Source organism: Sodalinema sp. (assembly GCF_046483825.1).
Classification (GTDB): domain Bacteria; phylum Cyanobacteriota; class Cyanobacteriia; order Cyanobacteriales; family Geitlerinemataceae; genus Sodalinema.
The window spans coordinates 1-21,057 of sequence record NZ_JAWOCL010000065.1; the positions used below are offsets into that span (position 1 = coordinate 1).

A 21,057-nucleotide genomic window follows, 5' to 3' on the forward strand; every position below is an offset into this window, starting at 1 on the left:
GTCCTCACCGGCATGGCATGGGCGGGCAGCACGATTTTAAAAAATTATATACAGTCGAACATATACGATTCAAAACTTGAAGCGGTCTCCCGGGAAGTTGCCGAACTTGAAAAAACAGTCAAACAGACAGCGCTGATCAATGAAAAGATCCGGCAGCTGAACCGGTTCAGTGCCGGCGGCACATCGGTGACGGCTGTCTTAAAAGAGCTGACCCTCACCGTTCCGGAGAGTGCGTGGATTTCAGACTTCGAATACTCTGATAAAGGGCTGGAAATAGCCGGTTATGCGGATTCCGCCTCCAATATTCTTACGGAACTTGAACAATCATCCCTGTTCAGGGATGTCTCTTTTGTCTCTTCCATAAGAAAACGGTACGGCAAAGATATGTTCAAAATCGGATTCAAACTGAATTAGAAAGGGGAGGAAAATGGCAGCGATGGGGAATGGTTTTAAGATAGAGGGATTAGGAGATTTAGTGAAAGCGTACTCCTAGTTAACCCCGGCAACAACGTCTAAGTCTTGAAAAAGCTAGACTTAGACGTTGTTGTCCCCTTTTTTGATTCTATACATTGATTATATCTAGTCCTTTTGTGAGTCAATGTCTCTATATGATCGCCTAGACTTGACCCGACCCAATCGAAAACTAAAAAGTCGAATTTGGGAACGTCTAGATCTAAGCAGACCTCCAAAACTTAGGTGTGGGAAATGCCGAGCGAACATCCGACTGGGTTGGGAGTTTTGCCCAACCTGCGGAGGAGCATTAAGTCAATCCGAGCATGAGAATAATAACAACCGCCATTGTGTTTGGGTCGATCTAAGTGGCATTAGTTTTCCTTTGCATCATCGAGGTATCATGGCTGAAGTGATAGTCGATGCTTTTTCCAAAGTGTTCGGGGCCTTTAGAGGTGTTAAGTTATTTTTAACCTCTGAGCAACCAGAGAACCAAAAGTGGGGAAATACATTTACTCATATTTATGTATGTACTGGACATGAATCCGTACAATCTATAAACTATCTCGGTGCTGCTAGTTTCAAACTGGGAATGGTTACAAATCGTGCAATTATTCACCTTGATCGAGTCTATGAAGCATCTGATCGAATCGGTCTGGATGTTAGGCAGCTATCCAACTTAATTGCTAATACGATCGCTCATGAAATTGGACATACTTTGGGACTCGATCATTCGGCTTTGCCTACTGATGTGATGCATGATGGATTAGATTATACAATTCACAGTATGATGCCACCCTCGTTCCATGCTGAACAAATTAATGTTATGAATCGTGCAATTCGGCAATATAAGTTGTGAGATAGCAGAAATTGGTTTAAATAGGATAAAAAACGAGGGAAAAGATGGCCGGATGCAACAGGTGGGGGATTCTTTCTCAATTCAGAGTGTCTTAAGAGAATCTTCGATGACTATAGAATTCACTATAACCTTACCTAAAAGTATCAGCAGTTGACGGTGTTAGACCGCTATGATCGGGCGTAGCCATTACGTTAGGGACGATACATTACTAAACTTGTAAAACGTAAATCTGCCCGAATCCTTCATAAGATGAATCATACTAAATCTGATATCAAAATGCTGAGTATCATGGTTTTAAAAGATTTTAAAATGAGGGAATTAGGATTTTATAGTCAATTAAATCTTGGTCAAATCTAAGATAGTTAGTTTGCTAATTCATGTTTAACCTATCATGCACCTCTCAAAATAATAAGGACTAACGTCATGGCTAATTATCAACTGTTAATCGATTTACACAAAGGCGGCGATCGCCAAGGACCAGGTGGCAATGCGGAAACAGAACTAGCTCTCAATCTAGCCCGGATTGACCGAGCGGCCCCACTGAAAATTGCGGATATTGGCTGCGGTACTGGTGCATCCACCATCGTTCTAGCTCAACTCTTAAATGCCCAGGTGACGGCGGTAGATTTCCTTCAAGATTTTCTGGATGTACTCGCACAAAGGGCTAACAGGGCAGGGGTCGCCCATAAGATATCGCCCCTTGCTCGATCCATGGAGGACCTACCTTTTGCGGACGAGGAACTTGATGTCATCTGGTCCGAAGGGGCAATTTACAACATTGGATTTGAAAAGGGGATAGCCGAGTGGCGACGTTTTCTGAAGCCGGGGGGTCTGTTCGTGGCTTCCGAGATCACATGGTTGACCGATTCGCGACCCAGAGAACTCCAGAAGCACTGGGATAGTGAGTATCCCGAAATCGATGTCGCTTCGGCGAAGATCAAGAGTTTAGAAAAACAGGGATTTTCGCCAGTCGGGTACTTCGTGTTACCAGAACAGTGTTGGTTGAATGAGTATTACCGACCCATGCAGGCTCGATTTGAGGAGTTCCTGACTCGACATGAGAATAGCGACGAAGCACGCGCGATCGTCGCGGCTGAACAACGAGAAATTGACCTCTACGAGACCTATAAGTCTTACATTGGTTATGGGGTCTATATTGCCAGAAATTGGCAATAGAAGGGGGACATACGCCTAGATTCTGAACACCCAAACTCTGCCTATTTTTTAGATATAAATTTGATTTGAATGACTTTGAATGACCAGGAAAATTAATTTAATACCATTTTTTCGATTAGGTTTAACTCCCTAAATGGTTAACCACTCTAAGATATTACCAACTGTTACAGACAAATCAATTCCTTCTAAAACTGGCAGTTGATCATCTTGGCTAAAGACATCAAGGCGTTGATTCTCGCTAATCACTAGAACCGTTGCTTCTTCTGGGTTAATCAACCAGCCAAGCTGAGTTCCCTGTTGGCAAGCCTGTAATAATTTGTTTAACACCTGGGTTGTACTTTGCTGAGGCGAGAGGATTTCAATCATCCAATCGGGATAGGTGTTAAACCGGTTGGCAATTCGTCCGCTGTCGGTTTTTGGGATGCGTTGCCAGCGGAATACAGCAATATCAGGCACAAGAGAACGGTCTGCAAATGTACAGCGCAATTCTGGGAAGGCTAGGGCAATTTTTGCGGGTTCAGTCACAGCATTAATGGCAAGGCACAGTTTATACTGTAAACGACTATGTTCGCCTTGAGGCATGGGCTTTTGTGAGATTTTACCGTTGATATATTCCGAGGCGGGCTTGGTTTCAGGACGTTCTAGAAAGTCCGTTAAGCTTAGAGATTTTTGGATCGTTTCAACCATGGTAACTCCTTGAAAGTTAGCTTTGTTAGAATTTATACAGGAACAACATCCGCAAAGTGATCCATCGATGACCAAAGCACATTCACTAAATGGTCAACGGTTTTACTCCAAGTATAGTTTTTCTGAACAAACTGAGACCCCAAATGATTGGCATTTTCTCGGAAATCTCGGTCATTGATAACTCGTTCCATAGCGGCAATTAGGGACTCAATATCGGGGTTAAAGAGGAGTCGTTGTTCACCACAAATTTCTTGCCAAATTTGTTCAGCGGTCACTCGGATTGCAAAGGAGGATTGCGTAAAATCATCGGTGGGACCGCCAGCCGTGCAAATGACGGGAGTTCCACAGGCGATCGCCTCCAAAACCGGTAAATTAAATCCCTCGGCTAAATAGGGCGAAATATAGGCATCTGCCGCTTGATAGAGTTGGACCACTTCAGCAAAAGATAAGTCTTGTCCGATGTAGGCTAAATTGGCTAAAACGCGATCGCGTTCCTGGGGCGTTAACACCTCATCTAACGCCGATTGAATATACTTTTGCGACCCATATAACCCCGTCGTTCCCTTCAAAACCAACCGCGCCTGGGGGTGACGCTGAACCACTTGGGCAAAGGCTTTGAGTAACGGACGAATCCCTTTGCGGGGATGTTGAGAACTGACATTGAGGAAGATAAACTGATCCTCAATCCCCAAACGACGACGTAACGCTTGCCGTTCCTCCCCAGGGAGGGGATGACAAACGCGAGGATTCACCCCCAGGGGAACCACCCGAATGCGGTTAGCATCGGCGCCACTCTGAATAAACCCCTGGCGGGACCAATTTGAGGAGGTGAGAATGGTGGCTTCACTCTGGCGATGAACCCGGCCAAAATCGGACACCCCCATACATTGGACCATGGCATTATGGACTTTGCCATATTCCGTCAAACCAAACACCACCAAATGGCGAGAATGGTTCGACGGGGAAAAGTCGAAGGGCATTTGCATCCGCAAGACGGCTTCACTTTGCAGGGAGTCTGGCGGTTCGGGAATCGTCCGTAACTGGGCTTCCTCTGCGGGAGATAGCAGTCCCGTGGCGGCTTGCCAATCCTGCAAATAGGGCATTTCCCGATGGTACAGTTGCACATCCGGGCGATTGAGGAGTTCCAGGAGTTGGAACTGGTTAACGACGGCGTAGGATTGGGAAATAAACCGCCAACCTTCGACAATTAAGCGCATAGGGGGTTCACCGACGGGTGGCGCGACGCATGGCCGTCACCACTTGGGCCTCGGAAAACACGCCATCGCCCTGAACTTCGGGGAAGGCCGGGAAGATTTCCACTTTCAGGACGCGATCGAAGCGGATGGTGACGCTACGATCATAAAGATGGAAGGTCAGAAGCGGTGACTCGATGGCCAGTTGTAGTTGTTGATAGACTTGTTGCGCGGTTAGAGGAACGCTAAAGGATTCCTCGCCGCCGTTTTCGTAATGGAAGGTTAGTTGAGTTTCGCTATATTGACTTTGCATGGCTGATCTAGGTGAACAACAAGGTTAAGGGAGTTCATCAAGACTCGGAGGAAGTTGACTCATTTTCTCTAAGTCCAACACCTCCGCTAACTTGGCTTCGGGCATTAATTCCTTTTCTAACACTAATTCCCGCAGGGATTTGCCGGTATCGAGGGACTCTTTGGCGATCGCGGCGGCGTTGAGATAGCCAATGTGGGGGTTGAGGGCGGTGACAAGGGCGAGACTGCCTTCAGCATAGCCCAGACAGCGATCGCGGTTGGCGATGATGCCTGCCAGACAACGACGATTGAGGGCGTCGAGGGTGTTCCCCAGAATCTCGATACTATGAATCAAGTCATAGGCCACCAGGGGCATCATGACATTTAACTCTAATTGTCCGGCTTGGGCGCATAGGGCGATCGCCTGATCCAATCCCATCACCTGAAAACACACCATCGAGGTCATTTCCGCCATCACGGGGTTATATTTCCCTGGCATAATCGAGGAACCCGGCTGAACTGGAGGAAGTTGAATCTCTTTCAAGCCAGTTTTGGGGCCAGAATCCATGAGGCGCAAGTCATGGGAGATTTTCACTAAATCCTGGGCCAGATTGCGTAAACTCCCGGATACGGCCACGAAGGGAGATAAACTCTGCATGGCGGCCATCAGATGGGGGGCGCTTTCTAGGGGTTGGCTGATATACTCTCCCAGGAGTTCGGCGCAACGGAAGCGATAGCGAGGATGGGTGTTGAGTCCGGTTCCCGAGGCGCTTCCCCCCAATCCTAAGCTATGTAAGTCTTCGCTGGCGTAACGGATGCGCCGTAAATGGTCATTGAGAATCACGGCCCAGGCCCGAAAATCTTCCCCGAGGCGTACCGGAACCGCATCCTGCATATGGGTTCGCCCGGATTTCACCACATCTTGACATTCCTCGGCTTTGCGGTTGAGGGTGGCGACGGTGGCCTCCAAGGCGGGGAAAAACTGACGATGTAGGGCTAGGAGTCCGGCGATACGGATGGCGGTGGGGATGACATCGTTGGTAGACTGACCATAGTTGACATGGTCGTTGGGGCTAACTTTACTGTAATTGCCTTTTTCCTCTCCCAGATGTTCTAAGGCCCGATTGGCGAGAACTTCGTTAACGTTCATGTGGTGGGAGGTTCCGGCCCCGGCTTGGTAAATATCGACGACAAACTGATCCCGCAATTGTCCGGCCAGAACTTCATCGGCGGCGGTGATGATGGCTTCGGAGATCTCGGCGGGGATGCAGTCGAGTTCCCGGTTGGCGGTGGCGGTGGCCTTTTTGATGAGAACACAGGCCTCGATGTAGGCCGGGAGAGGCCGATGTCCGCTAATGGGGAAGTTTTCGATCGCCCTGAGGGTCTGAATCCCATAGTAGGCGTTGGCGGGGATCTGGCGATCGCCCATGGAGTCGGTTTCGATGCGATACTCTGTCATCTGGCTTGATTTGGGCTTGCGTTGGGCTTGTGTTCGGCTTGCGTTTTTAGGGGCTTGGGATTATTTTGCCATGTTGCTGGGCGATCGCAACGGCGATAATGGAAGCATCGGCCGACCCAACTGGATGTTCACCGTCTCTGGAGTCAGATCAATGGTACAGGTTCAACCCCGATTATTTGAGAGTTTTGAAGACTATCTCGTTTATAGTGAGTCCCTAGAAGGCTTTTATGAGTTGTATAACGGTCAATTAGTTAAGATGCCCCCCGAATCTGGTGTAAATGTTCAAATTGCCAACCGTCTCCTCCTCCACTTTGCCGGTTTAGTTGGAATTGATCGAGTCCGCGGCCAAGGGTTAGAGATTGAAGTCCAGGGAGAACCGAGAAATCGCTATCCTGATTTGACGATTCTGCGGGAAGACCATATCGAACAACTGGCCCGACGCAACACGGTTCGTTTGTCGATGAATCCGCCGTTATTGGTGGTTGAAGTGGTCAGTCCAGGAGAGGTTCAACGACAGCGAGATTATGTCGCCAAACGCTTTCAATATCAAAGTTGTGGCATTCCAGAATATTGGCTGATTGACCCGGACGCTGAAACGGTTTTAGTTTTGGTGTTACGAGAAGGGACTTATGAAGAAATGGGGACATTTTCTGGGGATACTCCCATTGAATCTCTGAGTCTTTCTGACCTAGATTTAACAGCAACTCAAGTTTTTTTAGGCTAAATCCCTAGTTATTTTCTAGGGAAGACCATTTGCATGAATTACGATAACAATGACCTTAGATGACAGCCGATTAACACCCTATTTAGAAGCCCGTTGGGAAAATTATTGGCTTTGCTATAAGGAGGGCAAGCGATTTTTTAATCGAGGACATTATACCGCCGCGTTAGCCTGCTTTGACAGAGCGATTCTCGCTCGTCCTCATGACTACTGGGCGCTCTATCATCGTGCCAATACATTAGTGGAATTGGGGGAATTTGAACGAGCCATTGAGAGTTTTGATAAGGCTCTGAATGAACGTCCTAAAGACTATTGGACTTGGTACAATCGGGGCATTATTTTGTCAGAAGAGATGGGGGAATTTGAGCAGGCGATCGCCAGTTTTGATAAAGCTTTGCGCTTGCGTCCCCATGATTACTGGGCTTGGTTTCGTCGCGGCGATGCCCTACGCTACCTACAAAAATATCGCGCCGCTTTGTCCTGTTATGAGGAAGCGTTAGATAATCGACCCAGTGATTTTTGGAGTTGGTTCCGCAAAGGGGATTGTTTACGGCATTTAGGGCAATTTGAAGAATCAGAAATTGCCTATCGAGAGGCGTTAAAAACAGAACCCGATGATTTTGATGCCCGCTATAAGTTGGCAGATCTATATCGTCTTCAGGGAGATTATCGCTCGGCGATCGCCCAATATGATGCCTGTTTAGACCTAGAACCTGAAGATACCTATAGTTGGTACAATCAAGCCTGTTGTGCGGTCTTGGATGAGGATTTAGATGGCGCGATGCTGTCTTTACAGAAGGCGGTGGAGTTAGCCCCAGAAATTTATGTTCCCCTAGCGATGGATGACCTGGAATTAAAACCGCTCTGGAAACGGTCGGACTTCCATCGCTTGATGCAATTTGTGCGGCGAAATGTACGAGGTTTAGAAGGGATTGATAAGGGGCGATCGCGGCGATTATGATGGGTCTTCTGGGTTTAGGGTGATAAGGAAAATTTATGGCAGATTACACCCGTTACTGTAGGGGCATAACCCACCCCTACCCCTCCCAGGAGGGGATTTTTCGCCCCTACAATTTTGTATGTTATGTCACAAATCCCACCGTAGATCCAGAAGACCCATTATGATTTGGGAGAATCCTTCGTGAAACCCCCACAAATTTGATGTTTTTGGGATATACTAAACATAGCCATAATACAAGTATTCCCAAAGATAAACAGAAACAAAACTCAATCATCCATTTTATCGAACTACCGTCAATCATAAGTTTTGACGTCAATCGCCGTTCCTTGAAGTCGGAGAAAACGCCATGATTTCCCAAACCCAGCCGCCGACGACCCCAAACCAACAAACCATCCATTACCCCGACAGCGACGGACAGCCCATGGCCGACAATACCCTTCAGTTTCGCTGGATTGTCATTATCAAGGAGAACTTGGACCTAATTTTCGCCAATGACCCGGATGTGTTCGTGGCTGGGGACTTACTCTGGTATCCCATTGAGGTAAATAATCGCATCCGTCGCGCCCCTGATGCTATGGTGGTGTTTGGACGACCGAAGGGCGATCGCGGGTCCTATAAACAATGGGAAGAAGACAATATCCCGCCGCAAGTGGTCTTTGAAATCCTCTCTCCCGGAAACACCCTCAAAGAGATGGCCCAAAAACAGCAGTTTTACGACGAGTTTGGGGTCGAAGAGTATTACATCTACGACCCGGATCACAATGACTTAAGTGGGTTACAACGAGGGGAACGGGGTCTAAATGTAATTGAGGAGATGTCCGACTGGGTGAGTCCTCGCTTGGGGATTCGCTTCGATTGGACTGAGGAGGGATTAACCCTCTATCGCCCCGATGGGTCACGTTTTCAGAGTTTGCAGGAAATTCAGGCTGAACGAGATGCGATCGCAGCCAAAGCCGATCGCCTGGCCCAACGCTTACGGGAACTTGGCGTAAATCCCGATGACCTCTAACATCATTCCCCAATCTCCCCCAAGCCTCTGATCAGTCATCACCGTGAGTCAGTCTCTCCCCGACGAACCACGAGGATGGCTTGTTCCCCAGTTCTTGCCGTCACATTTTTACCATTTCTTTACATTGTAACATATTATTAAGTTACGTAATGTCGCTAAAATCCAGTCTGGACAAGAGTTTCAGGCGATTTTAGACAAATTTCAGAGATATTTCTAAATACAATCTTCACATTTCACTGGTCTAATGACGAGTGAAGGTTCAATACCGGTTGCCACCCATATAATAGGCGGCCTCATCAATCCGCCCCAGAGTTTAGCGGGCGGCCATTTAAATCGGCTCTGTCTTCAATAAAGAGCCAGTTTTTTGAAAACGTTTAACCAACAGGCTTGTTATGCTCAGCCCGAACCAATTTCGGGCTTATTTTTTTCTCTGGGTTTTTCTCTGAGGAAGACCCCTGGCCCGTCTTCCCAGGACGTGGCTAACGGACCGCCTGCACCTCAATCTCCCGTTCGAGAGACACAATCACCTCACCATTCCGACGTAATTCATATTCCCCACGCCAAGTTCCCGGCAAAATTGGCCGCTGGGCCGTGTTGCGTTTTCCCACACCGTTGTACCAATTCAGATTCGATTGGTCTGCGGTTTGTTCATAGTCCGTAATCACCGTACCCTCAGGGTCGAGGAGTCGGAAATGTTCCACATCCCCTTCTAAAATCCCATAGCCATGCACCCAGAAATAGATTAAGGGAATGTCTTGAGAGAGCGTAACATCCGTGAAATCGCCCCGCCAGAGACGGTCTAGGGAGAGGTCTTCAGCCGCAAAACCAGCACTTAAAATGCCCGTGGGTTCATACCCGAGGGGGGTTTCCCAGAGGGGACGACGTTCTAAATTGCACCCCGTCTCATCGGTTACGCCCACAAAGGGGTCGATAACCTCCCCTTGATAACGAACCGTAATATGGACATGGGGAAAAGTTGTTTTTCCCGAAAGGCCCACTAACCCCAAGGTCTCGCCCTGGGTCACCTGCTGGCCAGGTTCGACAACAATACTGTCTTGCTTGAGATGACAATATTGAGTTTCCCAGCCGTCGCCATGGTCCATGACTAGGCCATTGCCACATTCGCGGCCTTGTTCCTCAACGGCGGCGATATCTGCGGCGGTTCTCAGGCGGCGGTCGGGTTCAGCATCCCGCAAGCGTAAGACCGTTCCATCAGCAGCGGCGATGACGGCCACTCCCTCGTTCATCGCGACTTCGTTGGGAATCGCAAAATCTGTCCCCTTGTGGCCATCATAGGTTTGCCGGCCACAGGCGAAGTCTTGGGCGTTGTCACTGGGGTCTCGGTCAACGTAGAGAAGGGTGAAACAGTCTTCGCCTAGGCTGCAATCAATCGGCGGGGTAAATTGAACCCAGTCAGGGTTGGGAGATGTGACCACCTCATAGGCGGCCTTGTCCCCTGGCTGACTCGACTGAGGGGAGTCGCTGGTTTGACTATTGGTTTGACAGGCGGTGGTGACCAGAATACTGGTGAGGAGGGAGAGACTAAAGAGGAGAATTCGTCGGGAAAGCATAGGGGGGGAGGAGGGAACAGGGAACAGGGAACACCGGAACAGGGGGAAGAAGGCAATAGGCAAGCTAGCAATAGGGGGAGAATCCACCCCTTGCCTCCAATGGAAGGCAGAAACAAGTTTGGGATTTGCCTTTGTGGTTGTCCTTTTGTGGAATCTTTTGCGGAATTGCCACCGCTATACCACTATTCAGGGTTCACCATTCACTATCCCGAGACTTTTTGAGGTGGGTTTGGGTTCCCTAGAGGACGGGGACCGGGGATGGGGTGAGGGTGAGGCTGTAGTCTTCCCGTTCGCGGCTGAGGTGGGGATTGTAACAGGGGTCATCCTCTAAATAGTCGCCCCAGCGGTGTTTCATATAGTCAATTTCCTGCTTAAAGCGGAGTTGCTTTTCGGGGGTGTTTTCTTGGCCGCGACTTTTGGATTCGTAGTGATAGAGACGGACATGGGGTAAACAGACATTGCGATAGCCTTTTTCTATCATCTTCAAACAGAAGTCCACATCGTTGAAGGCGACGCTGAGGGATTCTTCAAAACCGCCGATGGCCTCGAATACCTCCCGGCGACAGAGAAGACAGGCGGCGGTGACGGCGGAATAGTTGTTGACGGTTTGCAGTTGGGCGAAGTAGCCGATCGCATCTTTGGGATAGAATTTATGGCTATGGCCGGCCACTCCGCCAATCCCTAAAACAACGCCAGCGTGTTGGATGGTGTTGTCGGGATAGAGGAGGGTCGCCCCAACGGCCCCGATAGATGGGCGTTGACCCTGTTCCACCAGGGCGGTTAACCAATCTCCTTGGCTGATTTCTGTGTCGTTGTTGAGGAACAGCAGATAGTCTCCTTCAGCTTTGGAGACGGCGAAATTGTTGAGTTTGGGATAGTTAAAGGGAATATCGAGGGGTTCGACGCGGAAGCGTTGGGGTTCTCGTTTGGCCCAGGTTTTGAATAGACGTTGGGTTTGTCGTTGGACACTACCGTTATCGACGATAATCACCTCATAATCAGGATAGGTGGTGAGGCGGAAAATTGAGGTCAGACAGGTGTTTAGGGTACTGGCGAGGTCTTTGGTGGGAATGATGATACTGACTTTCCCCGGTTTGCGGATGTCGTAGCGGGGAATCCAATGGCCCGTGGCGGTTGGGGTGACAATTCCCGGTTCGCCGCGACGTTGGAGGGCTTCGGTGAGGGCCTTGGCGGCGGCGGTGGTGGCGTAGGATTTGCTGGCGAGACGGCTGGCGGTGGATTCGGGGTGAGACCGCCAGTGATAGAGAATTTTGGGGATATGGACGATGCGATCGCTCTTCTCGGTAAAGCGTAACACGAGATCGTAGTCTTGAGCGCCTTCAAAGCCGGTGCGGAAGCCGCCAATCTCTTCGATGATACGACGACGATAGACCCCTAAATGACAGGTGTACATCCGAGACAGGAAGGAGTCGGGACACCAATCGGGTTTGAAAAAGGGGTCTTTGAGGTCGTTGTGTTCATCGACTTTGTCCTCGTCGGAATATAGCATATCCGTTTCGGGACAATCGTTGAGGGCTTGAACCACCTCAAACAAAGCATCAGGGGTCATGAGGTCATCATGGTCCATGAGGGCAATAAAGTCCCCCGTCGCGATTTCTAAAGCACTATTAGAGGCCTGGGAAATATGCCCATTTTCGGACCGATAGACGACTTGAATCCGCTCATCTTGTTGGCGATAGTTTTCCAATGTGCTGCGGACATGGGGTTGCGGTGACGCATCATCGGCGATGCAGAGTTGCCAATGGGGATAAATCTGTGCCAAAACAGATTCGATCGCCTGTTCGAGATAGTCCGCTGGGGTATTATAAACCGGCATCACCACGCTAATGGTGGGTTGATAGTCAAACTGTTGAATCTGCCGCTGTAAACGCAACAAATCCCCCGGACGAGGACTGTTTTGACTCAGCCACATCCGGTAGATATCGGGACTGGGTTCGGGATAAGGAGAAGGCGTGGCTGGGGCGGGAGGAACCTCAGGAGTTCGCTTGAGTAAGCGTAAGAGAGGGGTTTTGAATTTGAACCAAAGAATGCGTAATTTCCAGAACTTGGTGGCTTCCATCGCCGCAATCGTCGCTTGATGGGCGGCGATGATGTCCTTATGGGCAGCCAAATTAAGTTCTAGATTACCTTGTACCGCTTGAAATTGCGATCGCTCGCCCTGTAACTGTTGTTGTAAGTTCAGAAATTCCCGACAATAATGTTCATGCACCGATTGAACTTGCTCATAAGCCGCTTTAATTTGCTTATGATCTGATTGGATTTGCTGATGAGCTGATTTGAGTTGTTCTTGAACCGCCTCAAATCGGTCCTCTCCATATTTCTCAACTGCCTTTAAATCCCCTTTAACGGCATCTAACTCAACCGCTAACGCCTCCTTCTTTTGGAGTGCATCAAAGAGTTTATGATGTAACGCTTCTGTTTCCTGGCGTAAGTCATTGCGTTCCTGAGTTCTCGCCTCTAACTCCGCCTGGGTGGGGAATAGCTGCGACTGCATCTGTTGCAACTCTAAGTTAGTCTGGTGCAGTTCCGTCTGATAATGGAGGACATTGTCTTGGGCGCGATCGCGCTCCGCAACTAACATCTCAACCTGCTGTTTTAGGGTCTCAACTTGTAGCCGTTCTGCTAATAACTCACTATCTTTCTTGGCAAAAATACTCGGAAAATTAGTAACATACAAATCCAGATGTTTAGCACAGAGATAGTGCATCAACCGCTCCCGATTTTCCGGGATATTGCAGCGACTCACCATCGACTCCCGGCGAAAGCGATACTCAAACAAGACATCATCTAAGTGATAAAACTGCCAGCCTCGCCCCGCCGCCGTTAACCATAAATCCCAATCTTCATAGCCCATTTTATCAGGAATATGGGGGTCATAGCCGCCACACTCTTCCCAAAGGCGTTTCCGAACCACGGCACAAGCATCAATATAATTGCCCACCGCTAAGCGGTTAACATCAAAAGGAGGAACCTGCCAAACGCCCTGTTTATCGCCAATATATTCAGCATCTCCGTAAACCACTCCGATATCGGGGTTTTTGTCAAGGACTTCGATAGATTTCGTAATATAATCGGGGCGAATCTTATTGTCCGCATCGAGCGGCAAAATATAGCGTCCTTGAGCCTGTTGAAATCCCGTATTTCGGGCCTCAGCCAACCCTTGATTCTGAAAATGATCGACAACCGTAAAGCCTTTTTGTCGTAGATACTCTAAGACCTTTAACGTTAACGGTTCCGTTGACGCATCATTAACAATAACAATCTCATACACCGGTTCTTGACAGCCTTGTACACTCGCCACCGCCTCCAAGAGAAATTCCCCTTGATTAAAGACCGGAATCACCACCGTTACCGCCGGGATATCGAGGGAGCGGGGGGCTGAATCGAGGTTAGGGAGTTGGCGAGAGAGACTCAGAGGGAGACTGGGGCTGAGATTGGGGCCACTGTCGGCGTTCTGGGGCTGAGATTGGGGTAAATCCGCCAGATGATTCAACTCCGCCAGCCAGAGGAGATAGCGAGAAGCCCGTTGACGGACACTTTCAGCGAAGGGATGATGAACATCGAGAGTATGGAAGAGATGCGGTTGATAAATCTCAGCCACCCGTTCCGGCGTGAGATCCGTGTCTAAGGGAATCTGGAGTTTATCCCGCAATAACTGACTAAACCGCTGTGGCTGGGCTAAAACTGCATTGGTGTGAATCAGGAGACAGCGATCGCCGTGACGACGATAAAAATCCCAAAGATGGCGATTATAATAGGCCCAAATGGGCAGCAGCCAATCGGGATGTTCCTCAAAAATCGGGGCTTGGAGACGGCGAATCGAATCGGCCACATCCCAAGGATTGCGATAGACGAAGACAAACTTGGCCTCAGGAAGCTGACGATACCAAAAATCGAGGAGTAAACTGGTACGAGGGTCTTTCCAACCCCAAGGTTGATTGAGATGTAACCGCTCCTGAATCAGTTGTCTGGCCTTCCCTTCAAAAGCCGTTAAATCCTGACGATGGATGGGATCACTCACCGTCCAACCCCAATCATGCCATCCCTCCTCATGCTCGGGCGTAATCGACTGTAACAGCCAACGTTGGAACTGCACAAAGGCCTCATCCTCAAAATAGCCTGGTGCATTATGGGAATCCGCCTCAACAAAGCGATCGCCCAAACGAACCCCAGCCGCTTGAATCAGTGATGCGACAAGAGAGGTTCCCGAACGGTGCATTCCCGTAATAATCAGGGGTTGGAACATGAGTCAGAGGAATTGAGAGCTTATTGAGGAACATCGCCGTAGCGATCGCGGGGTTGATTCCGCAGTAAATCCGTGGTTTTGAGCGGATGCGGAGGATTATGCAGGGCTAAGAAGGTACTGCGATCGGCCTGGCCCGCATCACGCATCTGTTCATACTTCGGAACCATCGGCTGATGACATTCATAGACTGAATCAAAGCCCACATCCGCCAACAGATTATAAAGGGAGGGGCGAGTGAGCCAAGCACTTTCCTCATTCCCAATCGACCCCCAGGCCGTATGATCCTCCGTATAGGATCGTCCCCAATAGGTCTGTCCCCGATACTCATAGGCCTGTTCAGCCGTTGAACTAACATGGGTGTCAAACAGGGCTAACCGACTCGATACATGAGCAATGTGCTGAGCGAACTCAAACAGATCCGGGGCGTTGAGATGATAGAAAATCCCGATACAGAGTACCACATCGAAGCTGCCATAGCGTTCCCGACTGAGATTGCGTACATCATCACAGACAAACTCGATGGTATCGAGTTGCAGCACCTCCTGACTAAAGCGGGCCTTAGCCAGATTACTTTCCCGTCCTTCTAATCCCACCACCGTCGCCCCATGGAGGGCTAATTCCAAGCCATAGAGGCCTTCCAAACAGGCTAAATCCAAGACTCGCAATCGAGACAAGTCCTCACCACAGAAATCCCGAACCGCCTGTAAGACGCGGCGGACTTTGACTTCCGCCCCAGAACAGGTCTCGTCGGACATCGTATAGAGATGATCTCCGAGGCGGAGATTGTGGTTCGTCCAGGGGCCATACTGTTGGATGATCTCCTGCTGGCGTTGGGCGATCGCATCATCGGTCATAGCATTCACTGTCACATCAGGGGAGTAGGGGATAAACCCGACGATCGCCCTAGAGGGCTAGACGGCGATCGCGCTGCTACAGTGATTCTACCCTGGCCGAGTCGCTTGGGAACGCCTCACCGGGGCGAGAAACCGACTCATCGGTCACTAAATTTAAATGAGGATCGACCAATAAATCCACAATCCCACTGGCGAAGGAGTCACTTTCGGGGCGAACCCGGAACATAGCGATATCAATCCCTCGGGCCAAATAGGTAAACTGGCCATCCACGGTTCCCGACACCCCAGCATTGAGGAAATAGGCCCCTGGATTGAGCAAACAGCGGAAGTCAAAGCGAACCTCAATCGTCGTATTGGGATCGACTCGTTCAATCTCCTGACTGGCCGCCGTAAAAGAGGCTCCCCCGAGTTCGAGGCCACTCACGGTTTTCACCAACATCCCAAAGCGAACGCGATAGGCGGTTTTATAGAACGTCACCTGGTAGGTATACACATAGTCCTTGCGGCCTGTGATGTGATTCACCGTCCGGCCATCAGGGGTTTCAATATGAGGCGTGAGGATTTTCGCCCCCCGAGGAATATAGGAAATGGTGTTTTTAGGAACCAAGTTCGGATCATAAAAATCCTCATCCAACAGTGAGGGGGTTTCGTCCCCCTGGACTGTGGGGGAGGGGTCAGGAGTGGAGGGTTGAGGGCGATCTGGCGGTAAATCGGGGGTATTGCGGATCTCCTCGCGGAAGCTCTCTAGCCGCTCTGGGGGGGCGTAAATCAGCTTATGATAGCGGTCAATGGTAAATTTGGGTTCATGGGCTAAGAGGGCTTCTCCATGGTCCAGTAAGAGGGCGCGATCGCACAACTCCACCACCTTACTGGCTGAGTGAGAGACAAATAGGGTGGTACTTCCCTGGGATTGCAAGGCCGCAATCCGGGAAAAACAGCGACGTTGGAAGGCCTCATCTCCCACCGCTAGGGCTTCATCCACGACTAAAATATCGGGTTCGACACTGGTGGCCACCGCAAAGGCCAAGCGGACAAACATCCCACTGGAGTAGGTTTTCGCCGGTTGATCAATAAAATCACCAATATCGGCAAAGCTCGCGATATCATCAAAGCGGTCTTCAATCTCGGGTTTGGTTAATCCCAACAGTTGACCACTAAAAAAGACATTTTGGCGGCCGGTAAACTCCGGATTAAAGCCGCTTCCGAGTTCCAACAGGGCCGAAATGCGGCCATTGACCTGTAAACTCCCCGATGTGGGCATTAACGTCCCCACAATAATCTGGAGAAGGGTACTTTTCCCCGAACCATTGCGTCCCACAATCCCGAGAGTTTGTCCCTTGGGGACATCCAGACTGACATTCCGTAAGGCCCAAAACTCCGCATATTGCTTTTGACTGGGAAATAGGAGTTCTTTCAAGCGATCAGTCGGATGTTGATATCGCCGAAAACATTTTGAGACATTGTGAACGGAAATAGCCAGATCGTCCATTGAAGCCATTAGACTGTCAGTTCGAGGGTGAGCGGTGTGAGGAGAGACAACCATAGAGGAGAGACTGACATCCCTTACAAGACATCAGCAAATCCCGGCCGTAGTTTACGGTACGACCATAATCCCCCCAAAAAGACAATCGAGGCAACGACTCCGGCGATCGCCCATTCGCCCCAATGTTGGATCTGTCCCACAATAATGGCATCTCGATAGACTTCGGCCAACGCCGCCAAGGGATTCAGCCAAAAAATCCAACCCTGGATTTCTTCGGGAATGCTACTCACGGGATAGACAATGGGGGTGAGGTAGAACCAGAGGTTTAACACCACATTCAGGGTTTGGGGAATATCCCGCAAAAACACCGTTAAGGCGGCGGCGAAGTAGCCTAACCCCGAGGTGAGGAGGAGTTGGGGCAGACAGAACAGAGGCATCAGCAGTAAGGTGGTATGGAACTGCTGGGTGAAGATGGCCACGAAGATAACCAGGATCATTAAGCCTAGGGTACTTTCGACAAAGGCGGCGCAAACGGGAACCAGGGGCAGTAGACTGAGGGGGAAGACGACTTTTTTGACCAGATTCGTTTGTGAGACGACGGCTGAGGCCGCTTGAGAGAGGCCATTGGTGAAGGCGAACCAGGGGAGAAGGCCGGCGAACAGCCACAATCCATAGACGAAGTTGTTGGCGGGAACCCCCGAGAGTTCTAGGCGAACTTTGAGAACAATCGAGAAGACGTAGGTGTAGATGAGGAGTTGACTCAGTTGCGTCAGTAGTGGCCAGAGATTCCCCAAAACCGAGCCTTTGTAACGGGATTCGAGTTCTCGTTGAACTAGGGTTTTGAGGAGTTCAAGTTTGAACCCCCAACGGGCCTCTTGGACATAATGCCGCAAGGAGGTAACTTTGCTGTTAGAAGAGGGGATCGTACCGCGCAACCGTTTTTTCCTCACGAAGGGTCTGACGACAACTGTACTCGATTTCTGGGGGCGATCGCGCCGAGACTCGTGTGTTGTCCGGGCGTTCATCGCTCAATGGGGGGGATTCGGGATCAGATTTTAAAGCACTTTGTCGGGATTTTCTAGGGAAAACGATCCGCCGTGCGATCGCCGAACCTTGATATAGTGGGGGGCGATTGCGGTTCCGACAGGCTTCGCGATCGCCTCTGTTGGCTAGCCCATCAAGACTGTTTATCCTATGATGTCCCGGTTTTCTAAGCTGCTTCAGTGGTTCCGCCGGCCGAGTTCCAACCCAACGGGGTTCGAGTCTCCCATTTCAGACGCGGTTCCCTTGGGATTAGGTTCCCATCCCTTGCATCGTCCCCAAAATTGGGGCTATTGGGAAACTTGTCAGATTGATCCGTCGGGCCGGGTGCAAGTCTTGGGCTGGACACGCGACCAGGTGGTGGTTCCAGAGCTTTCCGTGGATGGAGTCAGCCTACCGCTGCTCAATCAGTATCGCACCTATCGCCCGGATGTCTCGCCCCACACAGATGTGGCATTTTCTGGGATTACCTTTGAGTATCAACTTCCCTATAACCAGACCCTCCGCGAGATTCAGCTTAGCATCGCCGGCGATCGCCTCTGGCAAGCCCAGGGATCTCTCACCCTCACAGCCCCCGCCTATGAGGGCTTGCTGAGCTGTGACCAGGTTTTGGGGCGTCAGCATATTTATGGCGAAGGACAGCCCTCCCCGGTCGTGTCTGAGGTGGTTATGGCATTAGTTGAGCCACGACCGACCCCAATTTTGGATTTTGGCTGTGGGATGGGGGCGTTACTGGCGGCGTTGCGATCGCGCGATCGCCAGGCTTACGGGATTGAAATCGATCGCCCCGCCATTCGCCAGCAGTTACGGCCCGACATCGCCGATTGCGTCACCCTCTATGACGGGAGTTTTCCCCTTCCCTACGACGATGGACAATTCGCCACCGTCGTCAGTATCGAAGTCATCGAACATATCCCCAACTACCGCCAGGTGTTAGAGGAACTGGCCCGAGTCAGCCGCGAACAGGCGGTGTTTACCGTTCCCAATATCGATGCGATTCCCCTCTGTTTCCCGCAACAGGTGGTTCCCTGGCATCTTTTGGAAGCCACCCATGTCAACTTTTTCAACCCCAGCAGTTTTCAGAAACTGCTTTTAGAGTATTTTTCTGAGGTAGAACTCCTACAAATCCATCCCGTTACCGTCAACGGAACTCAGTTTTATACCAGTGTCGCCGCCATTTGCCGCAAGTAGCCCCCGACCTTTACCCTAGGACTAAGACCTTCTTGTGATTGACGGCGATCGTCCATGGCTATCATTTCCTCTCAGTCGAATTCCTCCCCAGCAGGCGATCATCGCAATCCCCTGCTACAGCCCGAAACCACCGCCGAGGATGTCGCCGAATACAGCCGGGGCGAGACGCAACCCAGGGAAAACGCCAAAACCCAAATCCAGGCCGACGAAAAAATCCGCCCCCAACAATTAAGCGATTACATCGGCCAATCGGAACTCAAAGAAGTTCTCCACATTGCCATTCTCGCCGCCCAATCTCGTCAAGAAGCCTTAGATCATCTGTTGCTGTACGGGCCGCCGGGGTTGGGAAAAACCACCATGGCCTTAATCCTCGCCGCCGAAATGGGAGTTGGCTGCAAAATCACCACCGCCCCCTCCTTAGAACGTCCCCGGGACATCGTCGGCTTACTGGTGAACCTGAAACCGGGGGATGTGCTGTTTATCGATGAAATCCACCGTCTCAGTCCCATGACCGAGGAATTACTCTACCCGGCCATGGAAGACTATCGCCTCGATATTACCATCGGCAAAGGCAAAACCGCCCGCACCCGCAGCATTGACTTACAGCCATTTACCCTCGTCGGGGCCACTACCCGCGTTGGCGCCTTAACCTCTCCGCTGCGCGATCGCTTTGGCCTAGTACAACGATTACGATTCTACGAACCCGAAGAACTCAGCCAAATTGTCCAACGCACCGCCAAATTATTAGACACTCCCTTAACCGACAATGGGGCCTTAGAAATTGCCCGTCGTTCCCGAGGAACCCCTCGCATTGTCAACCGTTTGTTAAAACGAGTTCGGGACTACGCCCAAGTGAAAGCGTCAGGAACCATTACTGAAGAGATTGCCAAAGCCGCGTTAGAGTTATTTGAAGTGGATCCGATGGGCTTAGATTGGACCGATCGCCGTTTATTAACCGTTACCATTGAGCAGTTTAATGGGGGTCCTGTGGGCTTAGAAACCCTAGCCGCCACAACGGGAGAAGATGCCCAAACCATTGAGGAAGTGTATGAACCCTATTTGATGCAAATTGGCTATCTCACCCGCACCCCACGGGGACGAATGGCCAGTCCAGCGGCTTGGACGCATCTGGGTTACGAGCCGCCGAAACGACAATTACCGTTGTTTTAAGTTTCAATTAACTCAGTATTTCAATCGTCAATAGTCCCGGTTGTCCTTGGTAGATGCGATCGCTCGAATAACGCCAGTGACTGGGGTTATCAACATAGCCTCGCCGCACAGGGTTGGTGTGAATATACTCAAGTTTTTGCAGCAAAACTTGGTGACTTTGAATCACTTGAGGATGATATCCCTCTTGCCAAAGTTGATAATCCTGATTATACCGTTGGGGACTTTTACCTCGTTTTAAATGATTCAACCAGTAACTTTTCCCTTCAATTAAGGTATCAATAATTTCACGAGCGGTAAACGACTTAAATGTTTGAATTGCCTTTGGCAAGTTCTCAGATGAAGCAATCAGATGAAGATGATTTTCCATGATGACATAAGCATGAAGCGTGAGGCGCTGTTTGTCCTGGAGAAATTGCAAAGAATCGAGAACAATCTGGACGAGTTGGGGTTGACTAAACAGGGGTAGCCAGTTGACCACTGTACAGGTAAGAAAGTGAGGAGAATCTTCCAGGACACGGTAGCGAGAACGTCCCATTTTAGCTTGACGGCAAAGTTACGCCGATCCATTTTATCCCCCATCCCCCCACCATGCCACCCCCTCGTCCTCTCCCCTGTCTCCTGTCTCCTCGTCTCCTCGTGTCTCCTCGTGTCATGGCTCTGCCGTGACACGGACT

General features: G+C 50.2%; 18 protein-coding genes. 8 read left to right on the top strand and 10 right to left on the bottom strand.

Annotated elements, in window-relative coordinates:
- The 3 genes from R6U67_RS04105 to R6U67_RS04115 form a co-directional block, all read left to right on the top strand.
- On the top strand, nucleotides 1–414 hold a 414-nt coding region (locus R6U67_RS04105), incomplete at its 5' end, for a PilN domain-containing protein (RefSeq protein WP_410251375.1).
- Between the two features lie 439 nt (nucleotides 415–853).
- Nucleotides 854–1,309, top strand: a complete 456-nt coding sequence (locus tag R6U67_RS04110) for a matrixin family metalloprotease (RefSeq protein ID WP_410251376.1) — start codon at nucleotides 854–856, stop codon at nucleotides 1,307–1,309.
- A gap of 423 nt (nucleotides 1,310–1,732) precedes the next feature.
- The gene (locus R6U67_RS04115; RefSeq protein WP_410251377.1) at nucleotides 1,733–2,485 is read left to right on the top strand and encodes a class I SAM-dependent methyltransferase; all 753 of its coding nucleotides are present in this window, start codon (nucleotides 1,733–1,735) and stop codon (nucleotides 2,483–2,485) included.
- A gap of 129 nt (nucleotides 2,486–2,614) precedes the next feature.
- Here the strand turns inward: R6U67_RS04115 and R6U67_RS04120 are convergent, their stop codons facing one another.
- Genes R6U67_RS04120 through R6U67_RS04135 form a run of 4 tightly spaced genes read right to left on the bottom strand, consistent with a single transcriptional unit; the run spans nucleotide 2,615 to nucleotide 6,115 of the window.
- Nucleotides 2,615–3,172: a Uma2 family endonuclease gene (locus R6U67_RS04120; protein ID WP_410251378.1), complete on the bottom strand. Its 558-nt coding sequence runs from the start codon at nucleotides 3,170–3,172 to the stop codon at nucleotides 2,615–2,617.
- Between the two features lie 32 nt (nucleotides 3,173–3,204).
- Nucleotides 3,205–4,389, bottom strand: coding sequence for a glycosyltransferase (locus tag R6U67_RS04125; protein ID WP_410251379.1), 1,185 nt, complete (start codon nucleotides 4,387–4,389; stop codon nucleotides 3,205–3,207).
- Between the two features lie 7 nt (nucleotides 4,390–4,396).
- Nucleotides 4,397–4,678, bottom strand: coding sequence for a hypothetical protein (locus tag R6U67_RS04130; RefSeq protein WP_410251380.1), 282 nt, complete (start codon nucleotides 4,676–4,678; stop codon nucleotides 4,397–4,399).
- A gap of 24 nt (nucleotides 4,679–4,702) precedes the next feature.
- Nucleotides 4,703–6,115: an aspartate ammonia-lyase gene (locus R6U67_RS04135; RefSeq protein WP_410251381.1), complete on the bottom strand. Its 1,413-nt coding sequence runs from the start codon at nucleotides 6,113–6,115 to the stop codon at nucleotides 4,703–4,705.
- Here R6U67_RS04135 and R6U67_RS04140 point away from each other — a divergent pair.
- The 3 genes from R6U67_RS04140 to R6U67_RS04150 all read left to right on the top strand — a co-directional run bounded on the left by R6U67_RS04140 (nucleotide 6,099) and on the right by R6U67_RS04150 (nucleotide 8,806).
- Nucleotides 6,099–6,839: a Uma2 family endonuclease gene (locus R6U67_RS04140; RefSeq protein WP_410251382.1), complete on the top strand. Its 741-nt coding sequence runs from the start codon at nucleotides 6,099–6,101 to the stop codon at nucleotides 6,837–6,839. The two genes, R6U67_RS04135 and R6U67_RS04140, sit on opposite strands and share 17 nt — an antisense overlap.
- A 49-nt stretch (nucleotides 6,840–6,888) precedes the next feature.
- Complete coding sequence (locus R6U67_RS04145) at nucleotides 6,889–7,797, top strand: tetratricopeptide repeat protein (RefSeq protein ID WP_410251383.1); 909 nt, start codon at nucleotides 6,889–6,891, stop codon at nucleotides 7,795–7,797.
- A gap of 346 nt (nucleotides 7,798–8,143) precedes the next feature.
- Nucleotides 8,144–8,806, top strand: coding sequence for a Uma2 family endonuclease (locus R6U67_RS04150; RefSeq protein WP_410251384.1), 663 nt, complete (start codon nucleotides 8,144–8,146; stop codon nucleotides 8,804–8,806).
- 479 nt (nucleotides 8,807–9,285) lie between these two features.
- Here R6U67_RS04150 and R6U67_RS04155 read toward each other — a convergent pair whose 3' ends face one another.
- The 5 genes from R6U67_RS04155 to R6U67_RS04175 form a co-directional block, all read right to left on the bottom strand.
- Nucleotides 9,286–10,377: a M23 family metallopeptidase gene (locus R6U67_RS04155; RefSeq protein WP_410251385.1), complete on the bottom strand. Its 1,092-nt coding sequence runs from the start codon at nucleotides 10,375–10,377 to the stop codon at nucleotides 9,286–9,288.
- Nucleotides 10,378–10,615: 238 nt separating this feature from the next.
- Entirely contained in the window at nucleotides 10,616–14,644 is a 4,029-nt protein-coding gene (locus tag R6U67_RS04160; protein WP_410251386.1) for a glycosyltransferase, read from the bottom strand.
- 20 nt (nucleotides 14,645–14,664) lie between these two features.
- Nucleotides 14,665–15,498 (bottom strand): class I SAM-dependent methyltransferase, encoded by an 834-nt coding sequence (locus R6U67_RS04165; RefSeq protein ID WP_410251390.1) that lies wholly within the window; start codon nucleotides 15,496–15,498, stop codon nucleotides 14,665–14,667.
- A 76-nt stretch (nucleotides 15,499–15,574) separates the two neighbouring features.
- A complete protein-coding gene (locus R6U67_RS04170; RefSeq protein ID WP_410251391.1) occupies nucleotides 15,575–16,987 on the bottom strand; it encodes an ABC transporter ATP-binding protein in 1,413 nt (470 codons plus the stop codon).
- Between the two features lie 74 nt (nucleotides 16,988–17,061).
- Nucleotides 17,062–18,006, bottom strand: coding sequence for an ABC transporter permease (locus R6U67_RS04175; protein ID WP_410251387.1), 945 nt, complete (start codon nucleotides 18,004–18,006; stop codon nucleotides 17,062–17,064).
- A gap of 169 nt (nucleotides 18,007–18,175) precedes the next feature.
- Here R6U67_RS04175 and R6U67_RS04180 point away from each other — a divergent pair, with 169 nt between their 5' ends.
- Both R6U67_RS04180 and ruvB read left to right on the top strand, forming a co-directional pair.
- Nucleotides 18,176–19,213, top strand: a complete 1,038-nt coding sequence (locus R6U67_RS04180; protein WP_410251388.1) for a class I SAM-dependent methyltransferase — start codon at nucleotides 18,176–18,178, stop codon at nucleotides 19,211–19,213.
- Nucleotides 19,214–19,267: 54 nt separating this feature from the next.
- Complete coding sequence (gene ruvB / locus R6U67_RS04185) at nucleotides 19,268–20,383, top strand: Holliday junction branch migration DNA helicase RuvB (protein WP_410251389.1); 1,116 nt, start codon at nucleotides 19,268–19,270, stop codon at nucleotides 20,381–20,383.
- Nucleotides 20,384–20,390: 7 nt separating this feature from the next.
- On the opposite strand, the gene R6U67_RS04190 is transcribed toward ruvB, so the two are convergent.
- Nucleotides 20,391–20,918 (bottom strand): REP-associated tyrosine transposase, encoded by a 528-nt coding sequence (locus R6U67_RS04190; protein WP_170187761.1) that lies wholly within the window; start codon nucleotides 20,916–20,918, stop codon nucleotides 20,391–20,393.
- Nucleotides 20,919–21,057: the final 139 nt, after the last annotated feature.